This is a genomic window from Pseudomonas sp. Xaverov 259, assembly GCF_019352915.1.
Lineage (GTDB): Bacteria > Pseudomonadota > Gammaproteobacteria > Pseudomonadales > Pseudomonadaceae > Aquipseudomonas.
This window is the reverse complement of sequence record NZ_JAAAFV010000042.1, coordinates 75,102-89,461: the sequence shown is the minus strand read 5'-3', so window position 1 is coordinate 89,461 and position 14,360 is coordinate 75,102. Positions and strand designations below refer to the sequence as shown.

Annotated in this window: 8 protein-coding genes; 5 read left to right on the top strand and 3 right to left on the bottom strand. The window is 61.1% G+C overall.

Annotation, left to right across the window (positions count from 1 at the left end; all coding sequences use genetic code 11):
- Positions 1–77 precede the first annotated feature (77 nt).
- Both pap and K0H48_RS18695 read right to left on the bottom strand, forming a co-directional pair.
- On the bottom strand, positions 78–1,592 hold the full coding sequence (gene pap / locus K0H48_RS18700) for a polyphosphate:AMP phosphotransferase (RefSeq protein ID WP_219268627.1): 1,515 nt from the start codon (positions 1,590–1,592) through the stop codon (positions 78–80).
- 102 nt (positions 1,593–1,694) lie between these two features.
- The gene (locus K0H48_RS18695; protein ID WP_219268626.1) at positions 1,695–6,542 is read right to left on the bottom strand and encodes an NEL-type E3 ubiquitin ligase domain-containing protein; all 4,848 of its coding nucleotides are present in this window, start codon (positions 6,540–6,542) and stop codon (positions 1,695–1,697) included.
- A 210-nt stretch (positions 6,543–6,752) separates the two neighbouring features.
- On the opposite strand from K0H48_RS18695, the gene mnmC reads away from it, so the two are divergent.
- From mnmC to K0H48_RS18670, 5 genes are all read left to right on the top strand, one after another.
- Positions 6,753–8,741 carry a bifunctional tRNA (5-methylaminomethyl-2-thiouridine)(34)-methyltransferase MnmD/FAD-dependent 5-carboxymethylaminomethyl-2-thiouridine(34) oxidoreductase MnmC gene (mnmC, locus tag K0H48_RS18690; protein ID WP_219268625.1) on the top strand — a complete coding sequence of 663 codons (1,989 nt, stop codon included), beginning with the start codon at positions 6,753–6,755 and terminating at the stop codon, positions 8,739–8,741.
- A gap of 164 nt (positions 8,742–8,905) precedes the next feature.
- Positions 8,906–10,678, top strand: coding sequence for an N-acetylglutaminylglutamine amidotransferase (locus K0H48_RS18685; RefSeq protein WP_219268624.1), 1,773 nt, complete (start codon positions 8,906–8,908; stop codon positions 10,676–10,678).
- Between the two features lie 3 nt (positions 10,679–10,681).
- Positions 10,682–12,427 (top strand): N-acetylglutaminylglutamine synthetase, encoded by a 1,746-nt coding sequence (ngg, locus tag K0H48_RS18680; protein ID WP_219268623.1) that lies wholly within the window; start codon positions 10,682–10,684, stop codon positions 12,425–12,427.
- 136 nt (positions 12,428–12,563) lie between these two features.
- A complete protein-coding gene (locus tag K0H48_RS18675; RefSeq protein ID WP_094953533.1) occupies positions 12,564–13,748 on the top strand; it encodes an osmoprotectant NAGGN system M42 family peptidase in 1,185 nt (394 codons plus the stop codon).
- A gap of 69 nt (positions 13,749–13,817) precedes the next feature.
- Entirely contained in the window at positions 13,818–14,045 is a 228-nt protein-coding gene (locus K0H48_RS18670) for a YheU family protein (protein ID WP_219268622.1), read from the top strand.
- A 7-nt stretch (positions 14,046–14,052) separates the two neighbouring features.
- Here the strand turns inward: K0H48_RS18670 and csrA are convergent, their stop codons facing one another.
- Entirely contained in the window at positions 14,053–14,250 is a 198-nt protein-coding gene (gene csrA, locus K0H48_RS18665) for a carbon storage regulator CsrA (RefSeq protein WP_138814558.1), read from the bottom strand.
- Positions 14,251–14,360: the final 110 nt, after the last annotated feature.

Here is a 14,360-nt window from a genome sequence, read left to right as displayed (position 1 = left end):
GGGCTGCTGCGCAGCCCAACGCAGGGCAAGCCTGCTCGCCACAGGTGCCTCGTTCACCACAGGAAGTGCCGCCAGGGTTATTTCTTTTTCTTTTTATCGTGCTTGTCGGTCTTGTCGAACGCCTCTTCCAGCGCGCGGTTGATGGTGCGCAGCACTTTTACCCGCGCCCAGCGCTTGTCATTGGCTTCCACCAGCGTCCAGGGCGACACTTCGGTGCTGGTGCGGTCGACCATGTCGCCGACGGCGGCCCGGTAGTCGTCCCACTTGTCGCGGTTGCGCCAGTCGTCTTCGGTGATCTTGAAGCGCTTGAAGGGAATTTCTTCGCGGGCCTGGAAGCGTTCCAACTGCGTATCTTTGTCGATGGCCAGCCAGAACTTGACCACGATCACGCCCGCATCGCGCAGTTGCTCTTCGAAGTCGTTGATCTCGCCATAGGCACGCATCCAGTCCGCAGGGGTGCAGAAGCCTTCGATGCGCTCCACCAACACGCGGCCGTACCACGAGCGGTCGAACACGGTGAACATGCCGCGTGCCGGAATCTTCTGCCAGAACCGCCATAGATACGGCTGGGCACGCTCGTCTTCACTCGGCGCGGCAATCGGCACGATATGGTACTGACGCGGGTCCAGCGCCGCGGCCACGCGGCGGATCGCCCCGCCCTTGCCCGCCGCATCGTTGCCTTCAAACACGGTGATCAATGCGTGCTTGCGCATGCGCTTGTCGCGCATCAAGCCGGAGAAGCGCGCCTGCTCGGTAATCAGCTGTTCTTCGTAATCGTATTTTTCCAGGCGCAGGGTCAGGTCGAGGCTGTCGAGCAGGCTCTTCTTGTCCACCGAGGCGATCAACGGCGCCGGGTTCATGCCGCTGGCCTTGCCTTTGGGCAGTTTCAGAGCGTTTTGCAGGCTTTCGAGCAGGATCTTGCCCACCGTGAGGCTGCGGTAATGCGCATCCACGCCTTCGATCACATGCCACGGCGCGTAGTCGCGGCTGGTACGGCGCAGGATGCGCTCGCCAAAATGCACAAACTTGTCGTAGGTCTCGGACTGCTGCCAGTCCAGCGGGCTGATGCGCCAGCTGTGCAGCGGGTCGTCGGCCAGCGCCTTGAGCCGCGCCTTCATCTGCTTTTTGGACAGGTGGAACCAGAACTTGAAGATCAGCGCGCCTTCATCGCAGAGCATCTTTTCCAGGCGCTCGGCACCGGCGATGGCCTGGTCCAGGCGCGCGTCCTTGATCTGACCATGCACACGGCTTTGCAGCATCTGGCTGTACCAGTTGCCGAAAAAGATGCCCATGCGGCCCTTGGCCGGTAGCTGACGCCAATAGCGCCATGCCGGTGGGCGCGCGAGTTCTTCGTCGGTCTGCTGGTCGAAGGTGCGCACCTCGATCAGGCGCGGGTCCATCCACTCATTGAGCAGCTTGACGGTTTCGCCCTTGCCCGCGCCCTCGACGCCGTTGATCAGGATGATCACCGGGAAGCGTTTCTGCTGTTGCAGCTCGTACTGCACTTCCAGCAAGGCTTCACGCAGGGCCGGCACTTCGGCGTCATAGGTGTCTTTGTCGATGGCGTGACCGATTTCGGCGGATTCGAACATGGGCAGCTCCGTTTCAAGATGGCTCAAGACTAGCGGATTGGGCACCTCGACAGTCAAGGAATTCCAACACGCTTGCCGTGGATCAATCACCGGCCCAAATGCCTAGTCCCCGGGAACATGGCAAATGCCCAACTCCTGCTGTCTCAACATCTGCTGGGTGAGGCGCTCTACCACTTCGATAATTGCCTGCCGGCGCGGCAAACGCAGGGCCTCCATTTGCTTGAGGTACTCTGCGTCGGTGAGGTTCTGGCTGTTCTCAAAAAGTGCTTGCTGCTGCGTATCAAAGGGCCCGGTTGCCGACTGGAACTCAGCGGAAAATTGCTGTTTAAGGTGGGTTTTCCAGAACGCTAACTGTGAAATAAAACGCAAGAAAGTGGGGGACAGCTCTGCCGTGCGCACTTGAGATTGCGCCACCTCCAGACTGTCGCGGGTCACATTGGCAAATTCTCCATATTGGATGTGCTTGGGCTGCCCCGGCAACTGCAGGATCCTGGCCAACCCGACCCGGAATGCGAGGCTGACTTCCAGCGGGTCCACGGACGCGTTTTCGATTGCGTAGGTGGCCGCAATTTTCTCCAGCTCACTGAGGCGAAACAAACCTCGGCCCAAGTTCAGTAACGCCCCGGAGTTGCCCTGTACACGAGCAGCTTGCTGCGTGGCCTTTTCGACCTCCTTCAAAACCTCCATCTGACTGAAAATCTGCGCGGCATCATCTGCGCAATTTGCCGGATGTGCTGCCAGTTGGAAAACCTGCTCGCGCAGATCGACACTATCGTGGGTTGACTGCAACACATCCCAGACCCGCTGGGTCATATCCTCGCGCACATGATGACTGTCGGCGGTACCGGACAGTTCAGCCAGCAAGTGAAACAACGGCGTCGATTCCGGGTCATCCCGAAGGTTAGCCCAAACGGTAGACTTGTGGGCCTCTCGGGCCGCCACCGCGTCCGGCAACCACAATGCCCTGGCCTTCAGCTCGGTCATGCGTGGCCGATCGTCCTCTACATAGCCCATGCCAATACCCACTTCATCGCGGTAACGCGTAAGCGCCGTTACCGCCGTGCTGGAGAGCGGGTTACCGCCCAGGTCAATCGACTGGCTGAAACTACGCGGCACCGTAAACAACCACTCCGGCAATATAGTTATCAAGTTATTACGCAGGTCCACTTGCTCCAGGTGGGCCAGGCGCGCAAGCCCAGCAGGTAAATCGACGATTTTGGTGTCCTGCAGCAACAGGGTATGCAAGTCACGCATGCGGCTGACATCCACCAGTTTATCCAGCGGGTTGTAGCTCAGGTCCAGCAGGCGCAACGTATTCAGGTCTGCCAGTTTGAGCCGGGTGTATTCGGTGAGCGCAAGACGATTGCGGGGCATCGACAAACGTTCCAGATCGAGCATCCGCGAGATGACTTCCGGCAAACGGGTCAGGCGGTTACGATCCAGTTTCAGGTGCTGCACACCTTTAAAGCACTTCAGAAAATAAGCGACGTCATCGTCCAATCGCATGTTCCTGAGTGATAACTGCCGAACATGGTCGAATCGAATGTCGGCGGGCAATACCGGCAATGATCCAACGCGCATGCCGTCCAGGTTCAAGCTGGCAACGGACGCCTGGTACTCATTCAGCGCAAAGCTTTGACGCCGCCAACACGCTTCAATGCGCGCTGCCACTTGCTCGCGGCTATAACGAATATCACTCAGGCCCGGCTGCGTTTCCATGCCCTTGATATCGGCCTTCCAGTGCTTGAGCAGCGCTCGCAAATGGCCGAGCTCTGCCTTCAAACGCTTTACTGCCTTGGCCCTGGCCAGGTGGTCAGCCCCCAACGTCATCAGCAGCGAAGACACTTGAGCGTCACTGAACAACGGGTACAAACGCTTGACCTTACGCACCAGCGCACGCGGATGAACCAACGGCCCGGTCGGTAAATCGGCCATCTCACAGGGGGCCGCCTCCAGCGCGGGCTCGCTGACTTGGCTGGAAAAAGCCTCGGCTGCCAGCTCCCGCTCGCCTTTGGCCTGCGAGGAACTCATGTAGCGCAATCGCCAGACGTTACTGGCGTCTTTCAGAGGCAACCCCATTGCCACGCGCTGGCTCTCCATCAGCGCTGCATCGATCGCCTCGAACAGGCCATCCGGCCCGGCATAAGGCCCACCGAGACTGCGGCCATTGTCGCTGAACGCTTCAAACCCTGCGTTCGACCTGACCACTACCCGCCGCACGCCAGCGTCTTTAAGCGCGCCCAAGGCCAACAAGTCGCCCTGTGGCGAGTCCTGGCGCAACTCCAGCCGCAGCTCTGCGCCCCAGCCCGCCACGCGCGGCATTGTCCGAACCGCGATGAGCGCGGTATCCAGGCTGGCCAACTCTGGCTGCTCAAACCCCATCAAGGCACGGTCCAGGCGTTGCGCCTCAAGCGCACGTTGCACTGACTCGGCCAACACCATGGGAATCCGTTGGTTATCGCGCAGGGACTCACGCTGCACGGTGGTTGTTTCGGCCATCAATTCGCGCATCAGCGTGCAGGGCAATTGCGGGTAGGTGCGCCTGAGCAACGCCCATTCCGACGGTACGGGCCCGTCATAGGCCTGATACAACTGCTCAAACAGCGGCTTGCGATCAGCCTTCAGATGCGCGAGCAACTGACGCGCCAGCACGCTGTGCTCCTGATCGACTGCTACACCCTCCCCCAGCAGGCCAGTCTTTTGTGCCTCATCCAGCCCGGACAACAGCACATCAAACACTTTTCCCGTACTGAGCATCGGCTCGGTGAGCGTCAATCGCAGGCCTGCATTGTTGTAGGGTCCGCTGGCGGGGTAACGAGCTTTGACACTGCCCTGTGCATCCAGCACTTCAAAATAGCGCCCCGCGGGCCACCCCTGTAACAGGGGCAAGGCGTGCATCTGCAAGGTCGAGTTTTCAACATTGGGCGATGCACCGCTTTCCAACTGCCAGCTCAAATCGCGAATGGACTGATCGAGCCTGAAACGTTCGTACAGATCGCGAAAGCGTGCGGGAAAAGGCAAGCATTCCTGGGCCTGATAGACGCCCCAATCATCGGGTTTATCCAGGATGGCCTTGATCTGCAGAAGTTTCCTCGCCGGGAGCGAGGAACCGGGCCCGGTCGGTTTCAAGCGTGAAAAGAGATACTCCGGGCTCTCCCACTCGTCGGGCCTCTCGAACGCAAAACGCCAGCTACCTTCACCGTTATGCAGCAATTGCGGGCGATAAGCCGTCTGCCGCACCGAGTGGCTGGCCCGCCATTGATCCAGCTTCGCGTCGTACGCAACCCGGTGGATGCGGTCATTGACCTTGACATACGAATGCCCCTCGACTTTGTAGACTCCCGACGCATCGCCAGCCTCGTCGTCGCCAAGGCGCTGATCATGGACGTATTGCGTGATATCCGGACGCCACAACCGCTGGCTGCCGGCAGCGGGGTTTATCACCTCGAATTTACGAAAAAAACCATTCAGATTAAGGCCGGTACGCTGCATTGCCGAACCGACAACCTTGCTCCCTGCTGCGAACAACACCATCGATGTGATGTTTTGCGCTATCACTGCCAACTGCTGGAACGCCTCTTCCTTATCGCCACGGCGCCAGTCTTCGATGCCCTCATAGAGTTCGCCGAGCATCTGGCCCACCGCGACGGCGGTCATCAATAACCCCAGCTCCGGGACGACAAACCCTGCGAGGTTGAGCATCGTCAAACCGGCGTCCAGATACGTCTGCAAGCGCTGCTCACGGAGCGTCTCATCAACGTCGGCCACCGGCACCGCCAAGGCCCGCGCATCGGCTTGCAGCTTTGCGGCGTAAGTGTCGAAAAAGTGTCGCGCCAGGTTGACCGTAATGGGGTTGGCGTCCAGTGCCCCCAGGGTCTGGGCTTGATCGAAGCGGCTAAAAAATCCGACTCGGTCGGCCTGGCTCAGGTATCGGGTAAAAAAGACACGATACGCAGCAACCTTGAGCTTGCGCTTGAGGTAGACCTGAAAGTCATCGAGCGAGGCGTATTCAAAGAATGGCCGCTCCGGCTCATTGGGCATATACACCACACAAGGCTCTTGCGGGTATTGCGCAATCGGCCGAGCAGAGAACACCAGGATGCTCCACAGGCAAGCACCCTGTGTATTGAGCCCTTGCCAAATCACCGGGCGGCCCTGAAACAGCAGCCCTGCGGCCTGAACTTCGGAGGGGGCCAGTTTGCGCTCCAGCAATGCACACAGCATCTCGTAGGTGCCTTGGGCAATATCGCCGCGCATAAAGGCAATGTGGGCGTCGACTTTTACATCCAGAACTTTCATTCGGCCAATATCGGTCGCCACCACATTGAGGTAGGGCTCATCACTGGCCGGGTCAGTGTCCAGCTTGAACACGTCACTGATGTGCTGCTGATACAAACGGCCAAGGTCCAGGGCACGACACCCCTGGGCAAACTCGAGGGGTGTAATGCCAATGACCTCACGAGCGGCGGACCCCGACCGCAACAGCGACCCGACGGGAAAGTGCTGCGCTCGGGCTTCATCCTCTGAAAAGTTCTGCATCGCCACATGCAGCAGGCTGTCCTGCACCAGCCGCACCGTCTTCACATACTTCAATGGCAAGACTTCTTTCTCGTACTCGTTGATCGCACGAATAAACAAATCTTTTTGGGGGTCCACAACCCGTTGCCATCGTGTGGTGCAGTATTGCTTGAGCCGCTCGCTGCAAAACTCATCCAGCGCCTGCAATGGCTTCAATCGCTCGGCGACAGCTGCCTGGGCATCGGCAACCTGTATGGCATCTTTCGTCAATGCATCCAGCACGCCCGCCGGCGCATTGACCATCCAGCCCGGCAGCTGCTTTTGCAGCACCTGGGCTTTGTCCAGATCACCGGTCATTTCCAGCAAGGCCGCTTGCAACTGGCTCTGGGTCAACTGGCTCAGCTTGTTGTTCAAATCATCCTGGTGCCGCATCAGCAATATCCTTTACTGCCTATAAATCAAGGACTGACGATACCGCAGCAATCTGCCCAGGATTAACGCTGATTGTTGATGGCTTGGAGGGTGCGCACAGCAGGTTTTTCCATGCAAGATCTATAGGGTTACCACCCGCGATCAGCCCTCTGCCCCGTGATCGGCTAGAATGGCCGCCTTGCCTTTGCCTGCGTTTTTTATGAGCCGCCCATGACCCCCATCACCCACGCCCAGCTCGACTGGGACGAACAAGGTCGACCGCACTCGCGGGTCTTCGACGATGTGTACTTTTCCGACAAGTCGGGCCTTGAAGAAACCCGCTATGTGTTCCTTGAGCAGAACCGCTTGCAGGAACGCTTCGCTGCCTTGCCGGTGAATGGGCGGTTGGTGATTGGTGAGACCGGGTTTGGTACAGGGCTGAATTTCCTCTGCGCCTGGCAACTGTTCGAGCAACACGCGGTGGCCGGGGCACGCCTGCATTTTGTCAGCGTGGAGAAATACCCGCTGAGCCACGCAGACCTGCAGCGCGCCCTCGCCCTCTGGCCCGAACTGCAAGCGTTTGCCGAGCAATTGCTGGCGCAGTACGTTGCGATCCATCAAGGCTTCCAGCGCCTGGTGCTGGATAACGGCCGCGTGACCCTGACGCTGTTGATCGGCGATGCGCTGGAGCAATTGCCGCAACTGGATGCGCAAATCGACGCGTGGTTCCTCGACGGTTTCGCCCCGGCCAAGAACCCCGACATGTGGACCGCCGAGCTGTTCGCCGAACTGGCGCGCCTGGCGGCACCCGGCTCGACCATCAGCACCTTTACCAGCACCGGCTGGGTGCGGCGGCTGATCAACGCCGCGGGCTTCAAGATGAAGCGCACGCCCGGCATTGGCCACAAGTGGGAGATCCTGCGCGGTGAGTTCCTCGGTTGGCCCGAAGATACGCCACCGCCGGCCCTACTCAAACCTTGGTTTGCCCGCCCGGCAGCCGTCGACGGCGAACGCCATGCGATGGTCATCGGTGGCGGCCTGGCCGGTTGCGCTACCGCCGCCAGCCTGGTCGCCCGGGGTTGGCGCGTCAGCTTGCTGGAGCGTCACGCCGCGCTGGCCCAGGAAGCATCGGGCAACCCGCAGGGCGTGCTGTACCTCAAGTTGTCGGCCCATGGCACAGCACTGTCGCAGCTGATACTCAGCGGTTTCGGCCATACCCGGCGCCTGCTGGAGCACCTGCACCGAGGCATTGACTGGGACGGCTGCGGCGTCCTGCAACTGGCGTTTGACGCCAAGGAAGCCCAGCGCCAGGCGCAACTGGCCGAGGCCTTTGCACCGGATCTGTTGCATGTATTGAATCAGGATCAGGCTCAACAGCAGGCCGGTATACAACTGGCCCAGGGCGGGCTGTTTTTCCCGGAAGGTGGCTGGGTGCATCCACCGGCGCTATGCGAATGGCAAGCTGCGCATCCGCTGATCAAGGTGTTCACTCACCATGAGGCGCTTGAGCTGCACCGCGTCGACGAGCAGTGGCAAGCGCGCGACGGCGACCACGTACTGGCCAGCGCCAGCGTGGTAGTACTGGCTGGTGCAGCCGAAATAAAGCGCTTCCCGCTCAGTGCGGGCTTGCCGCTCAAACGTATTCGCGGGCAGATCACGCGCTTGGCGCAAACCCCGGCGAGTGCGGCATTGGCCACCGTGGTGTGCGCCGAAGGTTATGTGGCACCAGCCCGGCTTGGCGAACACACCTTGGGCGCCAGTTTTGACTTCAACAATGAAGACCTCACACCCACCCTCGCCGAACACACCGGCAACCTTGCAATGCTGCGGGAGATTTCCGCAGACCTGCTGCGGCGTCTCGGTGCTGACTCACTGAATGCCGAACACTTGGAAGGCCGCGCCGCCTTTCGTTGCACCAGCCCTGACTACCTGCCAATCGTCGGACCCTTGGCCGAAAGCGCTGCGTTCCAACAGGCTTATGCCGTACTGCGCAAAGACGCCCGACAAGTCCCGGATACGCCCTGCCCGTGGTTGCCGGGCGTGTATATCAACAGCGGCCACGGCTCACGCGGGCTGATCACCGCGCCGCTGTGCGGCGAATTACTGGCCGCCTGGTTGAGCGACGAACCGCTGCCGGTACCGGCCAGCGTGGCCGAAGCCTGCCACCCGAACCGGTTTGCGTTTCGCGCGCTGGTGCGAGGAAAACCCGCGACACACTGACCACCCTGAGGGAAGAAATAACGCGGCTGCGAGCATCGCGGCTATTTGCCTTATAACTTATCGGTCTAAAACTCCACGCATAGCACTGGGTCAGTTTCTGGGTACGCGCCCTGTCGGGCGTATTGAGTATTGCCCTCCCCAACGGAAAAACCGGTAAGGAATTTATGTGTGGACTAGCTGGCGAGTTACGCTTTGATCATCAACCTGCCGACCTGGCAGCCGTAGAACGCATCACCCATCACCTTGCGCCCCGAGGCCCCGACGCCTGGGGCTTCCATGCCCAAGGGCCGATTGCCCTGGGCCACCGCCGCCTGAAGATCATGGACCTGTCGGACGGCTCCGCCCAACCGATGGTCGACGCCCAGCTGGGGCTGTCGCTGGCGTTCAACGGCGCAATCTACAACTTCCCCGAACTGCGTGAAGAGCTGGAAGCCCTGGGCTACGCCTTCTATTCAGGCGGCGACACCGAAGTGCTGCTCAAGGGCTATCACGCCTGGGGCGAAGCCTTGCTGCCCAAGCTCAATGGCATGTTTGCCTTTGCCATCTGGGAGCGTGACGCCCAGCGCCTGTTTATCGCCCGTGACCGTCTGGGTGTGAAGCCGCTGTACCTGTCGCGCACCGGCCAGCGCCTGCGCTTTGCCTCAGCGCTGCCGGCACTGCTCAAGGGCGGCGATATCAACCCGATCCTGGATCCGGTCGCGCTTAATCATTATTTGAATTTCCATGCCGTGGTGCCTGCACCGCGCACCTTGCTGGCGGGTATCGAAAAGCTGTCGCCGGCCAGCTGGATGCGCATCGACGCCAACGGCGCCACCGAGCAGAAAACCTGGTGGACCCTGCCCTACGGCCCGCATGAGGATGAAAAGAACCTCAGCCTCGAAGACTGGACCGACCGCGTGCTCGACAGCACCCGCGAAGCCGTGGCGATCCGCCAACGTGCCGCCGTGGATGTCGGCGTGCTGCTCTCCGGCGGTGTCGATTCGAGCATGCTCGTGGGCCTGCTGCGTGAAGTCGGCGTGCAGGACTTGTCGACCTTCTCCATCGGCTTTGAAGATGCCGGCGGCGAGGCTGGCAACGAGTTTCAATACTCGGACCTGATCGCCAAGCACTACGGCACCCGTCATCACCAATTGCGCATCGCCGAAAGCGAGATCATCGAGCAACTGCCGGCCGCGTTTCGCGCCATGAGCGAGCCGATGGTCAGCCATGACTGCATCGCCTTCTACCTGCTGTCGCGGGAAGTGGCCAAGCATTGCAAAGTGGTGCAGAGCGGCCAGGGTGCGGACGAGCTGTTTGCCGGTTACCACTGGTACCCGCAAGTGGACGGCGCCAACGACCCGTATGCGGCCTATCGCGATGCATTTTTTGACCGCAGCTACGACGACTACGCCGCCACCGTCGCGCCCAAATGGCTGACCGCCAACGACGCCGCCGGTGACTTTGTACGCGAACATTTCGCCATGCCCGGCGCCGATGCCGCCGTGGACAAGGCCTTGCGCCTGGACAGCACGGTGATGCTGGTGGACGACCCGGTCAAACGTGTCGACAACATGACCATGGCCTGGGGCCTGGAAGCGCGCACGCCGTTCCTGGACTACCGCCTGGTGGAACTGTCAGCCCGCGTGCCAGGCAAATTCAAACTGCCCGATGGCGGCAAGCAGGTCTTGAAAGAGGCCGCACGCCGAGTCATCCCGAGTGAAGTCATCGACCGCAAGAAAGGCTACTTCCCCGTGCCGGGCCTCAAGCATTTGCAGGGCGACACGTTGAATTGGGTGCGCGATTTGCTGATGGACCCAAGCCAGGATCGCGGCCTGTTCAACCCGGCCATGCTCGACCGCCTGCTGACCGACCCGCAGGGCCAACTGACGCCACTGCGCGGCTCCAAACTCTGGCAACTGGCGGCGCTGAACCTGTGGCTCAGCGAACAAGGAATCTGATTGATGAAACCTCTTGCAGCGGCTTACAGCCAACGCTTGCTCAAGGGCCAGGCGCCGACCTACGAGCGCCTGCAGGCGCGCCTGGCTGAAGACGGCAGCCCGCTGGGCGCCGAACCGATTGCCGTGCATTGCGGCTGGGGCCGATTGTTGATCGGGCACACCTTCCCGGACCCGGCCAGCCTCGCCCAGGAACTGCTCAATGAGCAGGCGGGCGAACGTGACATCGCGCTGTATGTGGCGGCGCCCCAGCAAATCCTCGGGATTGACCCGCAGCAGTTGTTCCTCGACCCCTCCGACACCCTGCGCCTGTGGTTCAGCGATTACCGCCCCGCTACGCGGGTATTTCGCGGTTTTCGAATTCGCCGGGTGCAGACCGAGGCCGACTGGCAGGCGGTCAACCAACTCTACCAAGGCCGTGGCATGTTGCCCGTCGACGCCGAGCGCCTGACCCCACGCCATCAAGGCGGCCCGGTGTATTGGCTGGCCGAGGATGAGGACAGCGGCGCGGTGATTGGCAGCGTGATGGGCCTGAACCATCAAAAGGCCTTCCACGACCCGGAAAACGGTTGCAGCCTGTGGTGCCTGGCGGTCGACCCGCAATGCACGCGCCCAGGCGTGGGCGAGGTGCTGGTGCGCCACCTGGTGGAGCACTTTATGAGCCGTGGCCTGAGCTACCTCGACCTGTCGGTGCTGCACGATAACCGTCAGGCCAAGAGCCTCTACGCCAAGCTCGGTTTTCGCGCGCTGACCACCTTTGCGATCAAGCGCAAGAACGGCATCAACCAACCGCTGTTTCTTGGCCCCGGCCCGCAGGCGGGGTTCAACCCGTATGCGCGCATCATTGTCGAAGAAGCCCATCGACGTGGCATTGATGTGCAAGTGGATGACGCCGACGCCGGCCTGTTCACCCTCAGCCATGGCGGGCGCCGCGTGCGTTGCCGCGAGTCGTTGAGCGACCTGACCAGCGCCATCAGCATGACCCTGTGCCAGGACAAGAGCCTGACCCACAAGGTGCTCAGTGCGGCAGGTTTGAAACTGCCGTCGCAACAATTGGCCAGCAGTGCCGACGACAACCTGGAGTTTCTCGACGAGCACCAGCGCATCGTGGTCAAGCCGCTCGATGGCGAACAAGGCCAGGGCGTGGCGGTGGATCTGCAGAGCATCGAAGAGGTGCAAAAGGCCATTGAAGCGGCGCGCCAGTTCGACAGCCGTGTGCTGCTCGAAAGCTTTCACGGAGGCCTCGACCTGCGCATCCTGGTGATCGGCTTTGAGGTGGTTGCCGCTGCGATTCGGCGGCCTGCCGAAGTGACCGGTGATGGTCAGCATTCCATCGGTGCCTTGATCGAAGCCCAAAGCCGTCGTCGCCAGGCTGCCACTGACGGTGAAAGCAAAATCCCGCTGGACGCCGAAACCCAGCGCACGCTGCACGCCGCCGGTTACGACTACAGCAGCATTTTGCCGCGTGGCCAAACCTTGGCGGTGCGCCGTACCGCCAACTTGCATACCGGCGGTTGCCTGGAAGATGTCACCGCGATTCTGCACCCGACACTGGTGGACGCCGCCGTGCGCGCCGCCCGTGCATTGGACATTCCCATGGTCGGCCTGGACCTGATGGTGCCCGCCGCCGACCAGCCCGAGTATGTGTTTATCGAAGCCAACGAACGCGCCGGGTTGGCTAATCATGAACCGCAACCGACAGCGGAGAAGTTTGTGGACTTGTTGTTTCCGCACAGTCAGCCAACTGCCTGACCACTGATCGTTCCCACGCTCTGCGTGGGAATGCAGCCGGTGACGCTCCGCGTCACAAGAGCGGACGCAGAGCGTCCAGTGAGGCATTCCCACGCGGAGCGTGGGAACGATCGCCCTCAACTCATCAGGAGTTTCCATGACCCGAACCATCCCCGAACCGGATCTCAACTACCTGCAGAAAGTGCTGCTGGAAATGCTCGCCATTCCCAGCCCCACCGGGTTTACCGACACCATCGTGCGCTATGTCGCCGAGCGCCTGGAAGAGCTCGGCATTCCTTTTGAAATGACCCGGCGCGGCACCATCCGCGCGACCCTCAAGGGCCAGAAAAACAGCCCCGACCGCGCGGTTTCCGCACACTTGGACACCATCGGTGCCGCCGTGCGTGCGATCAAGGACAACGGCCGCCTGACGCTCGCGCCGGTGGGCTGCTGGTCCAGCCGTTTTGCCGAAGGCAGCCGTGTCAGTCTGTTTACCGACAACGGCGTGATCCGTGGCAGTGTGTTGCCGTTGATGGCCTCCGGGCACGCGTTCAACACCGCCGTGGATGAAATGCCAGTGAGCTGGGACCACGTGGAATTGCGCCTGGATGCCTACTGCGCGACCCGTGCCGATTGCGACTCGTTAGGCATCAGCATCGGCGACTATGTAGCGTTCGACCCACTGCCCGAGTTCACCGAGAGCGGGCATATCAGCGCCCGTCACCTGGACGATAAAGCCGGTGTTGCCGCCCTGCTCGCTGCGCTCAAGGCGATTATCGACAGCGGCGAACCGTTGCTGATCGACTGCCATCCGCTCTTCACCATCACCGAAGAAACCGGCAGTGGCGCGGCGGCCGCCCTGCCCTGGGACGTCAGCGAATTTGTCGGTATCGACATCGCCCCGGTCGCGCCCGGCCAGCACTCCAGCGAGCACGCCGTGAGTGTGGCCATGCAGGACTCCGGCGGGCCGTATGACTATCACCTGTCCCGCCACCTGCTGCGCCTGGCATCTGATAACGACCTGCCGGTGCGCCGCGACCTGTTTCGCTATTACTTCAGCGACGCCCACTCGGCTGTGACCGCTGGCCACGACATTCGCACCGCGCTGCTGGCGTTCGGTTGCGATGCGACCCATGGCTATGAGCGCACACACATCGACAGCCTGGCCGCACTCAGCCGCCTGCTGGGCGCTTACATCCTCAGCCCGCCCGTATTCGCCAGCGATGCACAACCGGCCCAGGGTTCGTTGGACCGGTTCAGTCATCAGATCGAGCACGAAACGCAAATGGAGAGCGACACCCGCGTGCCGTCGGTGGACAGCCTGGTCGGTCAGAAGTCCTGACACTGGTAACTGCTGGTAACAAGGGCCCCGGCGCAGTAGCATCGCCGGGTTCCTACCTCAGAGGCTTGTATGCTGATTCCCTACGACGCACTTGAAGTCGACACCCTGACCCGCCTCATCGAAGACTTCGTGACCCGCGACGGCACCGACAATGGCGACGACACGCCCCTGGAAACCCGCGTACTGCGCGTGCGCCAGGCATTGACCAAGGGCCAGGCCCTGATCGTGTTCGACCCGGAAAGCGAGCAATGCCAGTTGATGCTCAAGCACCACGTGCCCAAGCATCTGTTTGACTGAGCAGGTTTCAGCGGTTGGGTACGGCGTGGGTTTCTGTGGCCTGGCGTTCAAGGATCTTCTGATACACCTCGGCCCGATGGACATTCACACCCGCCGGGGCGGCGATGCCGAATTTCACTTGAGTACCGTTCAGTTCGAGGATGTGCAGGGCGATGTCATCGCCGATAGAGATGATTTCGCCTACAGCGCGGCTTAAGACCAGCATGGCGGTTGTCCTTTTGGAGTGACAGGACCTTGACCATGCGCGATTGGATTTGGCGCAGCAATGGCTTGCGGTTAAATCAGGCAAGGCCTACGCAGGCCGGTAATTTTGCT

What these genes read in the sequence shown, in the direction of transcription:
- K0H48_RS18670 (WP_219268622.1), top strand. Translation starts at nt 13,818, where the DNA reads ATGCTGATTCCCTACGACGCACTTGAAGTCGACACCCTGACCCGCCTC.
- K0H48_RS18695 (WP_219268626.1), bottom strand. Translation starts at nt 6,542, where the DNA reads ATGCGGCACCAGGATGATTTGAACAACAAGCTGAGCCAGTTGACCCAG.
- K0H48_RS18675 (WP_094953533.1), top strand. Translation starts at nt 12,564, where the DNA reads ATGACCCGAACCATCCCCGAACCGGATCTCAACTACCTGCAGAAAGTG.
- ngg (WP_219268623.1), top strand. Translation starts at nt 10,682, where the DNA reads ATGAAACCTCTTGCAGCGGCTTACAGCCAACGCTTGCTCAAGGGCCAG.
- csrA (WP_138814558.1), bottom strand. Translation starts at nt 14,250, where the DNA reads ATGCTGGTCTTAAGCCGCGCTGTAGGCGAAATCATCTCTATCGGCGAT.
- K0H48_RS18685 (WP_219268624.1), top strand. Translation starts at nt 8,906, where the DNA reads ATGTGTGGACTAGCTGGCGAGTTACGCTTTGATCATCAACCTGCCGAC.
- pap (WP_219268627.1), bottom strand. Translation starts at nt 1,592, where the DNA reads ATGTTCGAATCCGCCGAAATCGGTCACGCCATCGACAAAGACACCTAT.
- mnmC (WP_219268625.1), top strand. Translation starts at nt 6,753, where the DNA reads ATGACCCCCATCACCCACGCCCAGCTCGACTGGGACGAACAAGGTCGA.